The organism is Corynebacterium breve, assembly GCF_030252165.1.
Taxonomy (GTDB): domain Bacteria; phylum Actinomycetota; class Actinomycetes; order Mycobacteriales; family Mycobacteriaceae; genus Corynebacterium; species Corynebacterium breve.
The window spans coordinates 1,299,610-1,318,888 of sequence record NZ_CP126969.1 but is presented as its reverse complement, the minus strand read 5'-3'; the positions used below and the strand labels follow the sequence as shown (position 1 = coordinate 1,318,888).

The 19,279-nt window shown below is 55.2% G+C and carries 16 protein-coding genes; 9 read left to right on the top strand and 7 right to left on the bottom strand.

Features of this window, described 5'->3' with window-relative positions; translation table 11 throughout:
- Window positions 1-121: 121 nt before the first annotated feature.
- Together QP027_RS06470 and lexA are read right to left on the bottom strand one after the other, a co-directional pair.
- Complete coding sequence (locus QP027_RS06470; protein WP_284823417.1) at window positions 122-901, bottom strand: DeoR/GlpR family DNA-binding transcription regulator; 780 nt, start codon at window positions 899-901, stop codon at window positions 122-124.
- Window positions 902-1,058: 157 nt separating this feature from the next.
- A complete protein-coding gene (gene lexA / locus QP027_RS06465; RefSeq protein ID WP_284823415.1) occupies window positions 1,059-1,745 on the bottom strand; it encodes a transcriptional repressor LexA in 687 nt (228 codons plus the stop codon).
- Between the two features lie 689 nt (window positions 1,746-2,434).
- On the opposite strand from lexA, the gene nrdR reads away from it, so the two are divergent.
- The gene (gene nrdR / locus QP027_RS06460; protein ID WP_284823413.1) at window positions 2,435-2,890 is read left to right on the top strand and encodes a transcriptional regulator NrdR; all 456 of its coding nucleotides are present in this window, start codon (window positions 2,435-2,437) and stop codon (window positions 2,888-2,890) included.
- Between the two features lie 20 nt (window positions 2,891-2,910).
- On the opposite strand, the gene hrpA is transcribed toward nrdR, so the two are convergent.
- Entirely contained in the window at window positions 2,911-6,798 is a 3,888-nt protein-coding gene (gene hrpA, locus QP027_RS06455; protein WP_284823411.1) for an ATP-dependent RNA helicase HrpA, read from the bottom strand.
- A 116-nt stretch (window positions 6,799-6,914) separates the two neighbouring features.
- Here hrpA and QP027_RS06450 point away from each other — a divergent pair, with 116 nt between their 5' ends.
- Together QP027_RS06450 and QP027_RS06445 are read left to right on the top strand one after the other, a co-directional pair.
- Window positions 6,915-7,994: a hypothetical protein gene (locus QP027_RS06450; protein WP_284823409.1), complete on the top strand. Its 1,080-nt coding sequence runs from the start codon at window positions 6,915-6,917 to the stop codon at window positions 7,992-7,994.
- A gap of 153 nt (window positions 7,995-8,147) precedes the next feature.
- Window positions 8,148-9,122 (top strand): hypothetical protein, encoded by a 975-nt coding sequence (locus tag QP027_RS06445; protein WP_284823407.1) that lies wholly within the window; start codon window positions 8,148-8,150, stop codon window positions 9,120-9,122.
- Here QP027_RS06445 and QP027_RS06440 read toward each other — a convergent pair whose 3' ends face one another.
- Window positions 9,123-10,079 (bottom strand): hydrogen peroxide-inducible genes activator, encoded by a 957-nt coding sequence (locus QP027_RS06440; RefSeq protein ID WP_284823405.1) that lies wholly within the window; start codon window positions 10,077-10,079, stop codon window positions 9,123-9,125.
- Between the two features lie 171 nt (window positions 10,080-10,250).
- Here QP027_RS06440 and QP027_RS06435 point away from each other — a divergent pair, with 171 nt between their 5' ends.
- From QP027_RS06435 to QP027_RS06420, 4 genes are all read left to right on the top strand, one after another.
- Window positions 10,251-10,847, top strand: coding sequence for a peroxiredoxin (locus QP027_RS06435; RefSeq protein WP_284826963.1), 597 nt, complete (start codon window positions 10,251-10,253; stop codon window positions 10,845-10,847).
- A gap of 83 nt (window positions 10,848-10,930) precedes the next feature.
- The gene (ahpD, locus tag QP027_RS06430; RefSeq protein ID WP_284823403.1) at window positions 10,931-11,455 is read left to right on the top strand and encodes an alkylhydroperoxidase, AhpD family; all 525 of its coding nucleotides are present in this window, start codon (window positions 10,931-10,933) and stop codon (window positions 11,453-11,455) included.
- A 118-nt stretch (window positions 11,456-11,573) separates the two neighbouring features.
- Complete coding sequence (locus tag QP027_RS06425; RefSeq protein ID WP_284823401.1) at window positions 11,574-11,954, top strand: PH domain-containing protein; 381 nt, start codon at window positions 11,574-11,576, stop codon at window positions 11,952-11,954.
- Between the two features lie 27 nt (window positions 11,955-11,981).
- The gene (locus tag QP027_RS06420; protein WP_284823399.1) at window positions 11,982-13,070 is read left to right on the top strand and encodes a hypothetical protein; all 1,089 of its coding nucleotides are present in this window, start codon (window positions 11,982-11,984) and stop codon (window positions 13,068-13,070) included.
- On the opposite strand, the gene QP027_RS06415 is transcribed toward QP027_RS06420, so the two are convergent.
- Window positions 13,042-14,277, bottom strand: coding sequence for an NAD(P)/FAD-dependent oxidoreductase (locus QP027_RS06415; RefSeq protein ID WP_284823396.1), 1,236 nt, complete (start codon window positions 14,275-14,277; stop codon window positions 13,042-13,044). The two genes, QP027_RS06420 and QP027_RS06415, sit on opposite strands and share 29 nt — an antisense overlap.
- A gap of 133 nt (window positions 14,278-14,410) precedes the next feature.
- On the opposite strand from QP027_RS06415, the gene QP027_RS06410 reads away from it, so the two are divergent.
- Complete coding sequence (locus QP027_RS06410) at window positions 14,411-14,887, top strand: Lrp/AsnC family transcriptional regulator (protein WP_284823394.1); 477 nt, start codon at window positions 14,411-14,413, stop codon at window positions 14,885-14,887.
- 59 nt (window positions 14,888-14,946) lie between these two features.
- Window positions 14,947-15,426 carry a hypothetical protein gene (locus tag QP027_RS06405; protein ID WP_284823392.1) on the top strand — a complete coding sequence of 160 codons (480 nt, stop codon included), beginning with the start codon at window positions 14,947-14,949 and terminating at the stop codon, window positions 15,424-15,426.
- Here QP027_RS06405 and QP027_RS06400 read toward each other — a convergent pair.
- Both QP027_RS06400 and QP027_RS06395 read right to left on the bottom strand, forming a co-directional pair.
- The gene (locus QP027_RS06400) at window positions 15,423-17,966 is read right to left on the bottom strand and encodes a DEAD/DEAH box helicase (protein WP_284823390.1); all 2,544 of its coding nucleotides are present in this window, start codon (window positions 17,964-17,966) and stop codon (window positions 15,423-15,425) included. The genes QP027_RS06405 and QP027_RS06400 overlap by 4 nt on opposite strands.
- Window positions 17,967-17,986: 20 nt before the next feature.
- Window positions 17,987-19,069 carry a PAC2 family protein gene (locus QP027_RS06395; protein ID WP_284823389.1) on the bottom strand — a complete coding sequence of 361 codons (1,083 nt, stop codon included), beginning with the start codon at window positions 19,067-19,069 and terminating at the stop codon, window positions 17,987-17,989.
- Window positions 19,070-19,279 lie beyond the last annotated feature (210 nt).

The window sequence follows — 19,279 nt, the reverse complement described above, 5'->3', positions numbered from 1 at the left end:
GTGGTCAAATGCGGACTTGGCGATATGAGTGACTGATGCCACTTTGCGTTACCTACTAGTATGTCCGTTTGTTTTTGATCGGTCAACCCAATGTGGGAAATGTCTCCGGTTGTGCGTGTTTTTAGGAGGCGAGAACTACTTCAATCCCACGTTCACGTAGTTCCGATACGAAACTCTCCGGGGCTTCGTCGTCGGTAACTATGACATCGATGGAATCTAGAGAGGCGAAGCTGACTAGGTAATCGTTGCCCAACTTGGTGGAGTCGGTGAGGACGATAACTTTACGAGCATTGGTAACCATTGATGATTTAACAGCGGCCTCTTGGGCATCTGCGGTAGATAATCCATGATCAATTGTGAGGGCGTTTGTGCCGATGAAGGCAACGTCTGCACGCATGAGAGCGAGGGTTCGCAGAGCCGTGTCGCCGACAACCGCTTGAGTGATCGCGCGAACGCTTCCACCTAGGAGCTGAACGTTGGACAGGCCAGCACCCGATAGCTCAAGTGCGATGGGTAGGGAATTTGTGACAATCGACCAGTCCTCGGCGTTGGGGTGGTCACGCATCAGGTCTGCTAGCGCGTTGGTCGTCGTGCCTGCATCAAGAAATACACTTCCGTCTTTGCCTGGTAGAAAGTGCAGCGCCTCACGTGCAATAGCGGATTTCGCAGAAGGGGAGGAACGGAAACGAGAGTCTAGGGTGAACTCAGCGGTGAGGAACGACTGGCTAGCTACGGCGCCACCATGAACGCGATGAACGACACCCTCACGATCTAGAACGGCGAGGTCACGTCGGATGGTCTCCGCGGTGACGTCGAACTTTTCGGAAAGTTCAGTAACGTTTACGCGCCCTTCAACTGCGGTGAGGGATGCAATCTGGCGGCGTCGTTCTTCGGCGTACATAGAAAATGCTCCCTAGTAGTGAATTGGGAAAGTCAACTGTCTTCGATATCGCCATTCTTTCAAACAAAGCATGTCCGAGTATGTGAGTTGATGCCCGATTCCCCCGTCAGGGTGTAGCTAAAGTGCGACTGAGGTACAGAAAAGGCTTCACCGAGAGCTAAAGCTTGCGCATCACCGACACAACCTTGCCCATGATCTCTGCGTCCTCTGCTGGGATCGGAGCAAAAGCTTCGTTGTGTGGAAGAAGCCAGACACCGGTGGAGTCTCGGTGAAACTCCTTTACGGTTGCTTCGCCATCGAGCAGCGCGGCAACGAATTCACCTTCCTCGGCGATCGGTTGTGCCCGAACAATTACCCAGTCGCCGTCGAGGATCCCTGCGTCTCGCATCGACTCGCCAACTACCTGGAGCATGTAAATCTCGCCCTCGCCAACAATGTCTGCGGGCATTGGGTAGTACTCGTCGATGTGCTGCTCCGCGAGGATGGGATTTCCTGCGGCAATCTGTCCGACCACTGGAACGAAACTTGTTTGAACCGTGTCTTCTGGCGCTGGCTGTGGGGTGTCGGACTTCTTCTTTTTCAGAGTCGAGTTTGGCAAATGACGCAGGTCGACAGCGCGGGGCTTGTTTGGATCTCGTCGCAGAAATCCCTTCTTCTCAAGCTCTTTGAGTTGGTACGCCACAGAGGACGTGGACTGAAGTCCTGCTGCGTCACCAATCTCCCTGATGCTCGGCGGATAACCGCGCAGGACGACGGCATCCTGAATGACTTCGAGGATCCGCTTCTGACGGGCGGACAGTTTTGACGGGTCTGGTTTTGATGTCGAGTTTTTGGGGCGCGCCATGATTGCTCCTGATCTTGATGCGAATCGTTACCTCTATGTGTAGCACGAAACTGCAAGTTTGTTCGACTTCGGTGCCCAGCGCTAGACAAAAATATTCAGTGCTGGTATAAATCGAACATAGAAGCTAATTCGAACACGTGAACGGATTGATTGTTCGAAACTGTCGGGGTCCAGTCCTATGATTGGATCACAGTGAAAGGGAAACGAAAATGACACTCCAGATGGATAGCAACACTACAGGTACAACTTATAACTCATCCCGTTCTTCAGTCGTCCCTCCTGCTGCCATGTGGGATTTGGGCCGACCTCCGCTAGGTCGTCAGAGTGCTGCGAGTGTTCGAACAATTCGAAGCACTGATCGAACAGAATCATTAGGTCGCCAACAGGCCAAAGCCACTACGCGAGAAAATTGCAAAGCGTTCGAAACTCGTCGCGAGATGGGGCGCAATTTGGTGCTCGGTAGTGTGCTCGGATTGAGCTTGATTATCGGGTCGGCATTCGGTGGAGCGTTTGGCGAGGATACGACTGGGTCTGCTGGGGCTGACCAAGTGACATATGCCGGAGTGCGGTAATTGATCGATATCGTCGGACTGGGTTGGCATACGAAGGCTAAACTCTATGGTTGGTGGCTCGCTGAATCCTTACGCGCGCCCTAGAATCAAGGCCAACCAAGAGGACGGAAAATACCTGTGCATTGCCCTTTTTGCCACAATGACTCGTCACGTGTCATAGATTCTCGAATCATTGATTCAGGGTCCTCAATTAGACGGCGTCGGGAGTGCGTGGAATGCAATGGCCGCTTTACAACGATTGAGAAGGCCGTACTTACTGTAGTCAAGAGGAATGGCCTGTCAGAGCCTTTCGATCGTGACAAAGTCATTACCGGCGTGCGACGTGCATGCCAGGGGAGAGATGTTACTGACGATGCACTGAAACGACTTGCCCAAGAAGTCGAGGAAACTGTTCGTAGCCAGGGTAGTTCGCAGATCAATGCCAATGAGATTGGACTTGCGATTCTGGAACCCTTACGTGCACTAGACGAAGTCGCATACCTGCGTTTCGCATCGGTGTACAAATCATTCGAAAGCGCCGATGATTTCGAGTCTGAAATACGATTGATGAGACGTCGCGACCGCGAGTACTAGACGACGAGGGGCGCCGGAGTTTATCGAAGCTTATCGACCATTTTCTGAATGCGGCGCTCAGAAACTGGTTTGGGAGTTCCTAGTCGTTGTGCAAACAGGCTCACGCGAAGCTCTTGAATACGCCAGAGGATGTCTTTGACCTCTTTTGTCTTCTCACGCCCAGCCGGCAGGTGATTCAGCTTATTATGCAAGTAAGCTTCGACATTATTTACCACAGACTGTCGATCGGCGTCCCGTTCGGGATCGAAAGACATTTCCTCTAAGCGGGTGCCCATCGCGTCCATGTAGCGGGGAATATGTTGGAGGTTCTCAATCCCGTGAATAGTGATTGCATGCTTCGGCAGGATGAAATCCAGCTGCTTGCGCATGTCATCGATTGCTGGACCTTCCCACTTTTGCAGTTCTGTGGCGATGTTGGCATACTCGACCAGCCCAGGAGCAATCATGACGACAGAACGACGTACTTTGCCCGCTACATCTGGCTTTACCTTGGCAACCAAGGCGTCAAACTCTTCCGGAGAACGTACTGGTCCACCGTGCTCAAACATCAAGTCACGGATCGCCGCCACACGTGCATCTTCAACAAGCCCTTCGGCGCCTCCATGCGGATAGTGATCTACCGCCACCCTTTGCCGTAGCGGCAACCCTTTGATCATCTGCGACGTTGAAACAGTGATCTGCCGCAGCAAAATGGTAAGTGTCGCCGTTACCATGGATGCCTCGGCGGCAGCTCTCGTAGGATGCACAGTGACTTTGACACCGTCCGATGTAGCTTGCAAAGCGGGATATGCCTCTACTTGATTTCCATCGACAGTAGTAGAGACAGTCTCAGGGATAGATCCCAAGGAATCCTTAGTCCACTCTTTGACTGTCTTGGTTTCAGCTTTCCGGCCAGCCTTAGATACCGAGGAGCGAATCTGTCCCGCGCGCCGATCCTGCAAAGCCGCAAGATCCTTATCGTGGTCAATGACCATGCCACGTTTATCTATGGCTGCATATGTAATGGACAGATGCGCGGGAAGAAGCTCAGGACGAAAATCCGAACCATTAATGCCTCTGGCTCCCATCTCCTGGAGCACTTGAGCTAATTGATCAGTCAAAGGCGACTCAAACGGAATCAGTTTTGGTGTCGCACGCTCTGCAAAGTTAGGAGCTGGAACCACTGTCTTGCGCAGCGTTTTCGGAAGCGAACGAATGAGTTCTGTGACTAGTTCAGTACGGAGTCCAGGTACTAACCAGCGGAAATCTTCGCCCTCGACGTTTGCCAACAGGGGTACAGGAATGAGGACGGTGACACCATCGAACGGGTCTCCTGGCTCAAATTTGTACTGCAGCTCGTAGGTGACGCTGCCTTGCTTCCAAGTATCCGGGAAAGAGTTATCGGTATGCCCTTCAACGTCGTCGACAAGAGCTTCTGGGTCGAAGTTGAGAAACGCGGGGTTCTCTTCGCGCTTCCTTTTCCACCAGGAGTCAAAATGGCGTCCGGTTGTCGCATTATCAGGTAGACGGGAGTCATAGAAGTCGAAAAGACTGTCTTCATCCACGACTAAGCCTCGGCGACGAACCTTGTCTTCGACAACTGAGGCTTCGTCGAGAAGCTGCTGGTTGTGCTTCAAGAATTTGTGGTGAGTGTTCCACTCTCCCGCAATAAGCCCGTTGCGGATGAACATATTTCGGGCGGCTGCCTGGTCGATGCGGTGATAGGGCACCATACGGTCCGCTACGACGGTGACCCCGTACAACATCGATTTTTGGTGCACCATCGCGGCTGCCCGTTTGGTCGACCACACCGGCTCGGAATAGGAGTGTTTGAGCAAATTGCCAGCGAGCTTCTCTACCCATGCGGGTTGAATCTTTGCGACACTACGCGCCCACAGGCGGGAAGTCTCTACGAGTTCTCCCGCCATGATGAACTCCGGTGGCTTCTTCGCTAAGGAAGATCCGGGAAAGATCAAAAACCGCGTCCCGCGAGCACCGAGGAATTCTTTGGAATTGCCGTCGCGAGCGCCGATATTCGACAAAAGCCCCGACAGCAATGATTGGTGGATCGCATCTTCGTTACGCGTGCCGACGACGCGGTCGGCGCTGGACCATCCGAGCTGTTTTTCAACGTCGCGAAGCTGCCGCACCAAGTCGTACCACTCACGGATGCGCATGTAGTGGAGAAATTCCTTCTTCATGCGCTTGCGGAAAGCATTACCGGAAAGTTCGTCCCGGGATTCATTGATGTAGTCCCACAACTTTAGGCTAGAAAGAAAATCTGAGGTCGAGTCTTTGAACCGAGCGTGCGCCTGATCAGCCTGAGCTTGGAGCTCAAGTGGGCGCTCGCGGACGTCCTGGATTGTCAATGCGGAGACGATCACGGTCACATCGTCCAGCACACCAAGGGTGTTCGCCTCAACCAGCATGCGCGCCATGCGCGGATCTACGGGGATCTTGGCTAGATCCCGGCCGATCGCCGTCAAGCGGGGTTCTTGGCTTGCTTCTAGCGCACCGAGTTCGTTTAGGAGGACTAGACCGTCACGGATCGCTTTGTGATCCGGCGGCTGGATAAATGGGAAATCGGTGATCTCGCCAAGGCGTAGGGAAATCATCTGCAAGATGACGCTGGCGAGGTTTGTCCGCAGGATCTCTGGGTCGGTGAACTCCGGGCGAGAGTTGAAGTCGTCTTCTGAATACAGCCTGATGGCGATGCCGTCCGCTACTCGGCCACAGCGCCCGGAGCGCTGATTCGCCGAGGCCTGAGAAATCTCCTCGATAGGGAGTCGCTGCACTTTTGTCCTCGTGGAGTAACGAGAGATGCGTGCGGTGCCAGTGTCGATGACATAGTGGATGCCCGGCACTGTCAGCGAGGTTTCCGCGATGTTGGTCGATAGCACTATGCGGCGACCAGAATGTGGGGAGAACACGCGATGCTGTTCCTGGTTGGAAAGCCGTCCGAATAGGGGAGTGACTTCGACCCCGCGCCAGTTCTGGCCCTCGATGACCTCCATAGCATCACGGATGTCGCGTTCGCCGGCGAAGAAGCAGAGGATGTCTCCGTCGCCTTCCGCCATGAGTTCTTGGAGGGCGTGGATCAAACCGTCGAACATGTCGATATCAACGGTGCGATCGCCAACTTGCTGTTCTAACGGGCGATAGCGGATTTCTACGGGATAAGTGCGTCCTGAAACCTCGATGATAGGGGCAGGCGTGCCATCAGCGGCAGCGAAGTGGCGCGCGAATCGCTCAGGGTCGATCGTTGCGGACGTAATGATGACCTTCAGATCCTTGCGACGTGGGAGTAGCTGCTTGAGATAGCCCAGCAGGAAGTCGATATTAAGAGAACGTTCGTGTGCCTCGTCGATGATGATGGTGTCGTAGGCATTGAGAAAGCGGTCGCGCTGCATCTCAGCGAGCAGAATACCGTCGGTCATGAGCTTGACTGCCGACGACTGCGACACGCGGTCATCAAAGCGAATAGCGTAGCCAACCGACTGACCGATTTCTTGACCGAGTTCGTCCGCAATACGTTCTGCCACCGTGCGTGCAGCAAGGCGTCGCGGCTGGGTGTGGCCGATAAGGCCACGTCTGCCACGGCCTAGTTCCAAAAGCATCTTCGGTATCTGGGTGGTCTTGCCCGAGCCGGTCTCACCAGCGATGATGACTACCTGATTGTCACGGATGAGCTCCATGATGTCTTCCCGACGTTCCGATACGGGCAGTTCCTCTGGGTAGGTGATGACGGGAACGGTGTCGTCGATAAGCGAAACTCGAGCCGCGGCCTCGTCGATGTCCCGGGCAATGGCGGACAACGCCTGCGGAGCGCGAGCCTTACGAAGCCGCCGAGAGAACCGGCGAGCATCAGCTAGCGACACGTGGTCTAGGCGGGCGAGCAAATCATCGCGTGAAGGAGGAGAAGTAGTCATGGCTGTTTATGAAGTCTAGCGGGATCGCATAGCGGTGTTGATTGAGGCACGATAATCTGAGCCGGATCGGGTTAGTGTTTAAGTGAACAAACAAGCTCTAGGAAAGGATCGGTCAGATGACCACGCCACCGAACGACAACAACAATTCGGGATATCCGAATTTCCCGGGTGAGGGATCAAATCCTTTTGACGGGTCCCAAAGCCCGCAGCAGCCACACCAGCCGGCTGGTGGATTCCCAGAGTACCCAGCGACACCCCATCCTGAAGATACTCAGGGATTCGGTCAGCAGAATCAACAGAATCAGCAATACCAGCAATACCAGCAGCCAACGTCAGGCTACGGAGCCTACCCAGATTCGCCATCTGGGTACGCCGTGCAAGCGGAGAGCCAACCTCCGATGGTGAACACTGATGGTCGGATTCACGTTATGCGTGCGCTTAAGTGGGGCTTCTCCGTAACCTTCAGCAACGCCTTTGTTTGGATTCTCGGTGCGATCGCGTCGGGTATCGTCATTATGGTTGTCGCTGGCGGCGGTGGCATGTTGTTCGGTGCCACCGGTTCGATGTTTGCGACGGCAGTGTGGGATATCATCGTCAGCCTTGCAACTTCCGCTCTGATGGTCTTTGTGTTGCGCGGCATGATTTGGCAGGTAGATAAGCACAAAGCGTCCTACTCGGATCTGACTAAGGACGTCCACTTCGTTCCCGCGTTCATCGTCTCGATCATCATTACGGCGATTTCCTCCGGGGTCGGTTATGCCTTTGGGTGGGGCATGGGTGGAAGCCTGATGAACGACTTGGGTACCGAGCCGACCCCAGAGCAACTCACCAGTGCAATGGGGCCGATGATTGGAGTAGTGGCGCTTGCCGGAATCGTCAGTTTGCTGATCGGCCCATTCATCATGTTCCCGATCCACTTCGCGGTCGAGGGGCGCGCCAAGGGTATCGGCCAGGCCTTCGCAATGGCATTTGATGCTGGTAAGCGCAATTACGGCAAGCTTATTCTGTACTCCGTGGTTGTAGCACTTGCGGCGACACTCGTAATCGTCTTGACCCTTGGCCTTGCAACAGTGATCATTGCTCCTGCGATGATGCTCACCACAGTTCACATGTATCGCCAGGCGGCAGGTGGGCCAATCCCGCAGAATCCTCAATACGACGCGCCAGCGAATCCGGGCTACCAGGGCTTCGCATAGGGCTTCGCTTGACGACGACTCCCACGCCGTCCACGGATAGTTTCCGTGGACGGCGATTGTTTTTCATAGGACAATGAGCGGGAACATTCTTGTCTCCAGCGCACCTTCACGGTTACACACTGAATCCGAGTCGATCCGAAAGAGCCGATCCCAATGACGATGCCACCGTACGGCGAGTTTCCCCAGTACCAGAACAATCAGCAACCGCAGCCGAACCATTATCCACACCAGGGCGCGCCTCAGGCACCTTACAGCCAGTACAGCTCTGGACCCGGCGCGGGATTCTACGACTATGCGGACAGCAACCACGACCAACTGGTTAACACTAACGGTCAAGTTCACGTGCTCAATGCCGTGAAGTGGTCGTTCCAGCGATGGAGCGAAAACATGAACTGGCTTACTTGGATCTGGGTCCCTTTGGTATTCGTGCTGATTATTTCGATCGTGTTCGCAGCCGGGGCAGGTGTGTTTGTGCTCGTAGCCGAATCCGACGTGCAATGGCTGGCCTTCATTGGCTTCGCCGTCCTGTTGATCGGATTCATCTGGTGCTCTTTCGCGTATAACGCCTTCATGCTGAAAGGATCTATCAGGCAGCTTGAGACTCGCCAGATACAGTTTGGCGATTTCACCAAAAACGCACACATCGGCGGTCTCTTTGGTCTGGGCGTTTTGCTTTTACTCATCCTCGGACTGTTCGCCGGCTTAATCGGCGGACTTGCCTATGCGATCGCCCCAAAGCACATGACTGATGACGAAATTGGCCTGTATATCATGTGCTGGTCGCTCGTATTCATTCTTCTGGCGGTTCTGGTGTCGCCGTTCTTTTTCACGATGCCGTACTACGTTGTCGACGGACGTCTAGGCTCTTCCGGGGCCATCGGCAAAGGCTTTGCAGATGGAAAGCGGCACTGGGGCAAGATCTTCCTCTACTTACTGCTTGAGGGGGTGCTGTCGCAGTTCTTCGTAATGGCCACGCTCGGCTTGGGTGCATTTGCAATCGGGCCCATCGTGCAGATTGTCAGGGCGAATATTTACCGGCAAGCAGCTGGCGGACCGATTCCGGCGGGAAGCGCGATGATGCCGCCAGCCCCTGCTCCGGCTCCGACGGGGTGGCCTCAGCAGTACTAGCTAAGCGCCGGCCAACGCCTTGTTGCCTTCCAAGGTGCGCTCGAAAGCTCGTTTTACCATCTCACCAAGCTTTTCGTACTCGGCGATGCGTGACGACGAAGAGCGGTATACAAGACCGATCGTACGTTGTGCCACAACTGACTCATCGAAGGTTGCCAAAGCGAGGCCAGGACGGGTGCATTCAGTTTGAAGTGCCGATTCTGGGACCAGAGTGGTACCCAGCCCAGCTACGACGAGCTGGAGAATCGTGGTCAACGATGAGGCGCGAGTAACGGAGTCGGCGGCCTCAGCAGGGTTGATGCTGGCGGCACGGCATAAATCCACTACTTGATCTCGAAGACAGTGACCGTCGTCGAGAAGCAAAAGGTCGAGTTGGTCCATGGCCTGCAGTCCGAGGTTGGATTCACCAGCCAAGGAGTGATTCTCTGGAACCACGATGGTGAAACGCTCGTCGTAAAGCGGTAGATCGATAAGTCCGGAACCATCGGACGGAAGCGCCATCAGAGCGACATCGAGCTGGCCTTCGCGCAGCTGGGTGACCAGGTGTTTGGTTTGTTCCTCGACAATTCGCGGTTCCAGCTCCGGGAACTCGTCCTTCAAACCGCGGAGCAGCTCGGGAAGGACATAAGGAGCAACTGTCGGGATCACCCCGATTGTTAGAGGCCCGGTGAGATCGCCATGTGCGCCACGGGACTGGTGGATAAACGCATCGGCTGCCTCGAGAGTCGCTTTGGCATAGGGGAGGAGTTTCTCCCCGATGGGGGTAACGATGACTTTGCGAGTCGATCGTTCAATAAGCTGCACGTCCAACCCGGTTTCCAGAGCAACGAGTGCCTGGGAAAGGGAGGGCTGTGAAATAGACAGCTTGTTGGCTGCGGTGCCAAAGTGCTTATTCTCTGCGATCGTGACAAATGTCCGGAGCTGTGCAAGGGTCGGCCGATACTCTTTATTGCTCATGCTTATTACTGTAACCGATTAAGATAGGTTTTGCTATTGACAGGCCGGGGATTCTTTGGCATAATGGATAACGAACGCGTGACGGAGCGTGGCAACATGTATCCACAAATGTTCCACCACGCGCGAAGTGGCATCACCCGCAAGTTTTTCTTTAAGGAGAATCGTAGAGCTATGGCAATCATGACTGTTGGGGAGCGTTTCCCAGAATTCGAGCTGACCGCACTTAAGGGCGGTGACCTGCACGAGGTCAACGCTGCACAGCCAGAGGATTACTTCGAGACTGTGTCTCTGGACAAGTACCCAGGCAAGTGGAAGGTTGTTTTCTTCTACCCAAAGGACTTCACCTTCGTCTGCCCAACTGAGATTGCTGCATTTGGCAAGCTCGATGAGGACTTCCAGGACCGCGACACCCAGATCTTGGGTGGCTCCACTGACAACGAGTTCGCACACTTCAACTGGCGCGCAACCCACCCAGAGCTGAAAGAAGTTCCTTTCCCAATGTTCGCGGACGTCAAGCACGAGCTCATCCGCACCCTTGGTGTCGAGAACGAAGCTGGCGTTGCAGACCGCGCGACCTTCATCATTGACCCAGACGGCATCATCCAGTTCGTCTCCGTCACCCCAGACGCAGTTGGCCGTAACGTGGACGAGGTCCTGCGTGTGCTGGACGCTCTGCAATCCGAGGAAGTTTGCGCTTGCAACTGGGAAGCAAACGACCCAACCAAGAACATCAACAAGCTGGACGTTGTTCAGGAATCCCTGAAGTAATCCAGTCTTACGTGCCCCGCTATTCCGCCTTCATCGGTGGCGGGGCACACCCATATCTACACGCTTAAACGAAAGGAACTCGTATGTCTATCGATAACCTGAAGAACGCAATGCCAGAGTACGCAAAGGACCAGAAGCTCAACATTGGTACCCTTGCACGTTCCACTGAGCTCAACGAAGAGCAGCTCTGGGGCGCTCTGGTTGCAGCTGCTGCAGCGACCAAGAACTCCACTGTCATCTCCGAGATCGTCGATGAGGCTAAGGATCACCTCTCCGCAGAGGCTCTCGAAGCAGCATTCGGCGCAGCTACCGTCATGGCAATGAACAACGTTGCATACCGCTCCCGTCACATGCTTGGCGACGACTACTCCAACGTCAAGATGGGCCTGCGCATGAACATCATCTCTAAGCCAGGCGTTGAGAAGGCTAACTTCGAGCTGTGGTCCATCACCGTTTCCGCAATGAACGGCTGCGAGGCTTGCCTGGCTTCCCACGCTCAGGTTGTCCTGGAGGAGGGCCTGACCAAGGAGCAGGTCTGGGAGGCAGTCAAGATCGGTGCAGTGATCAACGCTGTAGCGACTGTCGTCGACATCGAGGACGCTCGCTAAGCTTTTCGCTTAACGACGATCACCCGCGCGCTCAAAGAGTGTGCGGGTTTTCTCTTGTGTGGGCATCATCTCCTATGATTGACGCGTAATTAGTCTCTACATGATTGGATTGTCCTACATGAGTTCTGTTTCCGTCGCTGCGATCACCGCATGGACCCTGCATCGTCAAATTGATATCCCGCAGGATATTTTCCCCATGCTCACGCCGGGAGAACAGCCAGTTGCTGCATTTGCGACGTTTCGTGACTCCGCAGTGTTCACGACGAAGCGCATGATAGTCCGTGACGCCCAGGGGCTGCGCGGCAAGAAAGTTGAAATGTACTCATTGCCTTACAAGTCGATCGATATGTGGTCGAGCGAGAACTCGGGCACCCTAGATTTCAACGCTGAACTTGAGCTATGGACTCGAGCCGGAAAGTTCAAGATCAATGTCGGTCGCGATGTCGACGTGCGTGCACTAGACAATCTGATCGCACAGTGCGTTCTCGGCGAACAGTAAACCCGAAACCAAGGAACAATAAGGGGCATGAGCGCTTTGTTTGATGCCCCGACCCCCATCAGCCAACTTTCGCCCGATTCGGCGTACGCCTTTGATCCAACCGGTCTTGCACTCGCCGGGCGTGAAGTCGGTTCGCAATACCATTTTCCAGCCGTCCTCGGTGACACCCCAAGCACCGTCTTAGCAGAATTGGCCGTGATACAGGCCACGCAAGATCTTGTCACCGTCACCATCGATACCGGGCTCTTAGCGTGGCCGGCGGAACTTCGGCCACAACGGTCAGAATTCACCGGCTACAGCGAAGACGACTATTACGGCATATCGTTCCCGCAGCGCGTGGTGGGAGACATCAACGGGCATCCAATTACTCGTATGCCGATGCGTACCGATAACGGTGGAAGAGTGACGTTTTGGTGCACGGAGCTGGATCAACTCGGAGACTACGTCAGCGCCTTTGATCTTCTTCAGTACGCTCAGCACGCAATGGGCCAGTGGCGTCACATTGCAAAGATCCCTCGGTGTGTGCAGATTCCGGCGCTTGAACTGACCTATCAATCAGAGATCTTCGGGCTCGGCCCCGTCACTTTGCAGCGCTTTGCGGTCGGGATTGACGAAACCGGAGCACGTGTCATTGCCCAGACCGGCATGGTCACAGGAGCGTTAGCGCAGACCAAGGACACTGCTGAACCCGTGGTATTTGGTGCACATGGCCCTGTGTTGATGTGGTTTTCGGCAAGCGATTCTACACTGCCCTTCTCGATCATCGGCACAACATCGGATGCATGGCTTTCACCGGAATCCTTCGTGGACCTAAGGAACCTTGAGTTTCCAGAGTGGAGCATCGTTCCACGTCAGAAAGGTCCCGTCGTGCCCGGTGGAATCGTCGATAAGCTCAGGCAAGGGATGCTCAGGGCCGAGGAGATGGAAGCTCTGATGTTTCTCTTCGGACCTGATTTTACGCAGTCTCGGCGAAAGGAAGGGACGACGATCGAGTATCTGTCCAGTGTTGCCACCAGCCATGTTCGTGCAGGGACGTGCCTAGCGCCCGAGGAGCAGCGCGCACTCTACGCTATGTATCAAGAGTTGTTTAGCGCAGGGGATCAAAAGGCGCGATGATCGGGTCTACCTCGCCGGTAGCAATCTGCTTGGCTAGGAGCTTGCCAGAGACTGGGCCCAAGATGATGCCCCACATGCCGTGCCCGCCACAGGTGTACACGTTAGGGACCTTGGTGCGTCCGACTAGGGGTAAACCGTCAGGGGTGACCGGGCGCGAACCGACCCACTCGTCTTGAATGTCATCCCAATCGATGCCCTGGAACATTGGCTTGGTCACGTTGATGATGGAATCTATCCGCGCAGGTTGGAACGCCTCGTCCGGTTCGCGGAATTCCATTGTCCCCGCGATCTGGAAGCGGCCCTTCGAAGGAACGGGCGTACAAGCCACGCGAGTATGTGGAAGGTAAACCGAGTACTTTGCTTCCTTCTCGGTAGGAACATTGAAGGAGTAGCCACGGCCAGCTTGAACCAGTGTGCGCACACCCAAATCCCGCGCCAGCGAAGGTAACCAGGCGCCTGTAGCTAGGACGACGACATCGGCGGTAGCCCACTCACCAGTAGCAAAATTCAAAGCTGGAATACGGGTCGAGCGCACCTCGGTGACTTCAATGCCACCACGGATGGTGCCACCGCGCTGGCGAATAGCATCGGCAAGCGCATCACAGAACACGGAAGGTTCAATGTAGCGCTGGCCACCCATCGTGTAGATGGCCTGAACACGCTCGGAAAGCATTGGAGCGTATTCAAGGGCTTCGTCGTAAGTGATCTGCTGGAAGGGGATGTCTTGGCCGTGACGGATAGCGCCCTCGACCTCGCCGAGGAAACCGGTGGCTTCGGATTCCTTCTCAAAGCCGACGATGAACGGACCATCATGAGTGACGGCATCGACGCCGCCATCGATGAGCTCGTCGAACGCAGCCAGCGAAGCTTGATCCGCCGGGGTGAGCGCGGCCATAGTCTTATCCCAAGACTTCTGATTTGCGCGTGCCATAAATTGACCGACGAAAGCCCATAGCTTCGGATCGATCCGTGGAGGAACACTCATTGCGGCGTTCTTGTCTAGTAACGCAGTAGGGCCGTAGCGCCATAAGCTCGCGTTTGAAAGCGGGATAGTTTTCCCCGGTGCGAGCCAACCCGCGTTTCCCCACGAGGATCCTGCAGCGACGCCCACGCGGTCGACGACTTCGACCTCATAGCCATATTCCTGCAGGTGCCAAGCGGTAGCAAGGCCGGTCATTCCGGCTCCAACGATGATTGCCTTGGTCATGTGCTCCTCCTCACAAATGAAATCGAATAGGATCACTATGCGTGAGCTCAAAGTACTTGACTATCGGCTTGGTGGAATCCGCCGCGAAAGCACCACAGTTGCAGGAATCTGCCATCGTCCATGAGGGATGTGCATGAATCGGCCACTAGATTCCATCGATCGCGCCATCATCGCGACCCTTCAGGGTAATGCGCGCATCCCCATTGCCGAGCTTGCAGCCCGTGTCAACGTCAGCGAGTCCACGGCGCATCGCAGGCTACGGTCGCTTGTCGACGACCATGTGATCACCAAATTCACCGCCGAGGTCGATATCGCAGCCTTGGGGCTACAGACAGAAGCCCTGATTCATATTCGCCTCCATGCGAGTGCCCGCAATGCTCTGCGGAGTTTTCAAACTTTTCTCCAGGAGCTTCCTGAATCCCGTCATGTGTACTTTGTCTCCGGCGGAAGCGATTTCGTAGTTCATGTTGCGGTCGCGGACTCCGCGACATTACGAGACTTCGTGTCAGATTCGATCAGTGCGCGCCCTGAGGTAGCGTCGACCAACACGTCCTTAGTTTTTGAGCATCGTCCGGGCTCGGGTATTGAATGGAAAGCTGGAGAATCCTAGACCTGAAATGTGATGTGGGTTACACTTTGTTAAATGATTTATCAATGGAGGTGACCCACATGTTCCACGACGTTTTAGATAAGTCAGCAACCGATGCTCTTGTCCAGGAAGCGAAGTCTGTGACGATGCGTCTCGTCGAAAAGCAAGATTTGCGCAAGGCAACCGACGCTGCCCGCTTCTACCTACAGATGTTGGAAGGCGGCGAACCGCATCATAAACACGCACGCATCAAGCTCAACGCAATGTTGGTTCAGGTGCTTCGCCGACAGCGCCGGTTCGCTGAGACTAAGGAACCGCTGGAGTTTTTGGTCTCCACCGGCTTTTTTGAATACGCGCGGGTCAACGGTGTTAATGTCGCTGACCATTACCTTGCGGATATGTGCCAAGCACACGGCGACTACGAGCGCGCCGCGCACTTGCGCGACACATTCCTGGAGGAATCCAAGAGAGTGTACGGAAGTGACTCCGAGCACACGCTCGCAATGGAACTACTGGCCGAGTCAACTTGGGCACTGGTGAAGAAGGAATTTCCTTCCTAAACTTGTTTCATCTCAAGGGAGCTCAAGCGCACTTCACCCGCGGCGTCAGAAGCATCCAAATCGACTACGCCGTGCAGCTGAAATGCGTTGTCACCCTCTGGATCTTTGATGATCTGTCGAACAGGCCAGCTGCGAGTAGCGTCGTCGGCGATAGAGAAGAACTCTGGTCCTCGGGCATCGGGGCCGGTGTCTAGATCGTCGTATTCATCAAAGTAGTCGTCCAAAGCCGAACCCCAGTCGGGCGTATCTTCGGGGTCGAGGTACTCCAGCATATCGGCGAGACGATCTTCCTTTTCAAAGGCGAAAAGCTCCACCAGTCGGAAGAAGTAGTTGCGCACCATGATCTTGAACGCGCGTCGGTTGGAGGTGAGCGCAGAAGGGTCTTCCACGCCGAACGCAAGCTCGCGTTCCAGGTCGTGCTTTGAAATTGGTGTGTCTTCGTCGGCCATATGCGCCCACTCGTCGATCAGCGAGGAATCGACTTGGCGGATGAGCTCACCAAGCCATTCGATGATGTCTTCTAGCTCCTCGGTGAGGTACTGCGCTGGGATCGACTTTGCTAGGGTGCGCCACGCGTCGGTGAGGTAGCGCAGCACCACGCCCTCGGAGCGTGCCAGACCGTAGGTTGCGATGAGATCAGAAAAGGTCATCGCGTGCTCGATCATGTCACGCACGACCGACTTCGGCGAGAGTTCGAATTCCTTGGCCCACGGGTTTCCCTCGCGGAAAGTTTCAAATGCTTCGTCGAGCTCGTCTTTTAGCGGCATCGGATAGGTGACGTCTTCGATGAGGGCCATGCGTTCGGTGTAGTCAACCCCGTCAGCCTTTAACGCCGCGATCTCCTCACCGCGCTCTGCTGATTGTTGAGCCTGAAGCAGCTGGCGTGGATCGTCCAAGATCGCCTCGAACGTGGAGATGACATCCAACGTGTACGTGTCGGACTCAGGATCCAGCAGCGTGAGGTACGCGAGGGCAAACGGGGAAAGTGGCTGGTTGAGCGCGAAATCGCGGTCCAGCTCTTCCGTCAAGGTGTAGGGCCTCGATGCAGGCGAGTCTGGGGTACGCTCGACGATTCCCGCGTTTATCAGACCCCGGAACAGTTCCACGGCAGTTAGAATGTCACGGTTCTGCTTTGCACGAGAGTCGTGATTGGTGCGTAGGAGATTCCTCATGTGCTCGTAGCCATCGCCCGGTCTCGCTACAACATTGAGCAGCATTGAGTTCGATACTCTGAACTGGCTGGTCAGCTCCTCAGGTTCGGCGGTGGTCAAGCGTTCGAAAGTATTCTCTGACCATGACACCTGGCCGTCGCGCGGAGCCTTCTTCCGGATCTTGCGTAGCTTGGCAGGATCGTCGCCCGCTTTTCTACGCAGCTTGACGTTTTCAATCTCGTGCTCCGGAGCCTCAACGACTACGGTGCCTTCGGTGTCGTATCCTGCACGACCCGCACGCCCCGCGATCTGGTGAAACTCACGAGACTTCACGATGCGCTGGCGCTGCCCGTCGTACTTCGCCAGCCCCGTCATCAACACAGTTCGAATCGGGACGTTGATGCCGACCCCCAGCGTGTCCGTGCCACAAATAACTTTCAGCAGGCCGGTTTGAGAAAGCTTTTCGACGAGGCGCCTGTACTTTGGCAGCATGCCTGCGTGGTGAATGCCGATGCCGCGGCGCAGCAGCTTAGACAGAGTCTTGCCAAACGTCGTGGTAAAGCGGAAATCCCCGATCTCCTCGGCAATCCGCGCTTTCTCCTCGTCGTTGATGATCTTCATGCTCGTCAGCGCCTGTGCCCGTTCGGTCGCCTCACGCTGGGAGAAGTGCACCACATAAATCGGGGCCTTCCCGTTAGACAACAGCTCCTCGATCGTTTCGTGGACTGGTGTAAATACGTAGTGAAAATCCAACGGCACGGGGCGTTCGGTACCAGAAACCAATGTGGTCGTACGTCCGGTGCGATCTGTCAGATCATCCTGCAGCCACTGTGTGTCGCCCAAGGTGGCAGACATCAACAAGAACTGTGCGTTGGGCAGTTCCAGCAGCGGCACCTGCCACGCCCAGCCACGATCGGGTTCCGAGTAGTAGTGGAACTCATCCATCACAACCTGGTCGATGGCGGCATTCTTGCCATCACGCAATGCAATATTGGCCACGATCTCCGCTGTTGCTGCGATGATGGGTGCGTTGCCATTGACGGTTGCATCGCCAGTCATCATCCCGACGTTTTCAGCTCCGAAGATCTCGCAGAGTGCGAAGAATTTTTCGCTTACCAACGCCTTGATCGGCGCCGTGTAGAACGTCCTCTGCCCGCGAGCCATGGCGATGAAGTGTGCGGCGTTTGCCACCATCGACTTTCCCGAGCCGGTGGGGGTCGCAAGAATAACGTTGTCACCCGCCAACACCGCTAAGGAGGCTTCTTCCTGTGCCGGGTACAGAGTGATGCCGCGACTATTGGTCCACGACATGAAAGAGTCCCAGATTGCGTCCTCGTAGAGGGAATCTGGAACTTCTGAAAGATCAGGCAGGAGCTGGGCTAGATTCACGGTTTCCACCGTAGCCCAGATCAGCTTTCGTCCGTGGTACCTTGGCCGTCCGCCTCGGACTCAGAGTCGGCATCGGGGGCAGGGGAGTCGTCGCCAAGCGATGGGTCGTCTGCTGCCTGTTCGTTGCTATCGAAGTTAAACAACTGCTTTGCGTGCGGCAGCTCAGGCCGGGTTCGCTCGCGGTCATCTACCGCGGCCAGGTAGTTCTCAAAAGCCGCGCCGATTTCCTCGCCAGACGGTACCTGGGATTCCCCGGGCATCATCGCGTTCGGGTGAGTCTTGCGGTACTCGGCAAGTTCTTGGTCATAATGCTTTTCCAACTGAGTGACCACATGCATGATCTCCTCAGAGCCTGCGGTCTGTTCTGTGAGCTGCTTGGCAACCACATTCATGTCATGTTCAAGTGCCTTCAGAGGGAACTTTAACTTGGAAGTATCAGACACCGACTGCAGCAACTGGAACGTGGCATGCGGGTATGGCGATTGTGCCAAATAATGGGGGACGTGCGCCGTATATCCGGCAACGGCATGACCGCGGGCGTGCAGTTCGCGCTCGATCATCAAGGAAGCCGAACCTGGCATGGTTACCTTGCCATCGAATGAGAACATCGTGCCTACTAAGTCGCGGTCATTTCCATGCGCGGACACCATCAGGGGACGAGTATGAGGAACGGCCATGGGTGCTCCGTACAGGCAGATGGTCTTGCTGACGTTGTACTTATCTGCCAGATCGGCCACTGCCTGGCTAAAGCCTTCCCAGCGCAAGTCAGGCTCAGGACCCGAGAGCAAGAGGAAGTTCTCACCCTCTGAGTCTCGCACTACGCGCATGTCGAGCTCGATCTTCTCCATGTTGGTGATTTCATGCTTTTCCATCATCACCGCAGGCCTGCGTGAGCGGTAATCGATCAGCTCGTCGGCGTTAAAAGTAGCGACTTGGCTGTTGTCTAAAGCTGCCTTCAAATGCTCGGCAGCACTTTCTACAGCGTGACCAGCATCGGCGTAGCCCTGCATCGCGATAATAAGGGTCGGTCCATGCTGGCTGGTATCTCCCACGGGCGGTGCGGGGTACTCCATCTCATACATGCGGCGAGTATCGTCTGCCATGATCAACCTCTCTTACTAATAAAGTTCATTTCCTAAGGACGGATGTATTAGTTACAACATTGTCAGTTAGCAAATGATTCCCTCGAATACTTCATTGTTCTTTAAAACTGGAGCTTTTGCCAACGATCCAGTGATTTCACCGCAAACCTGTGGATGAAAATGTTGTTTTCCACAGATTTCGGGCATTGTGAGCACGAAGCCAGACGTGAC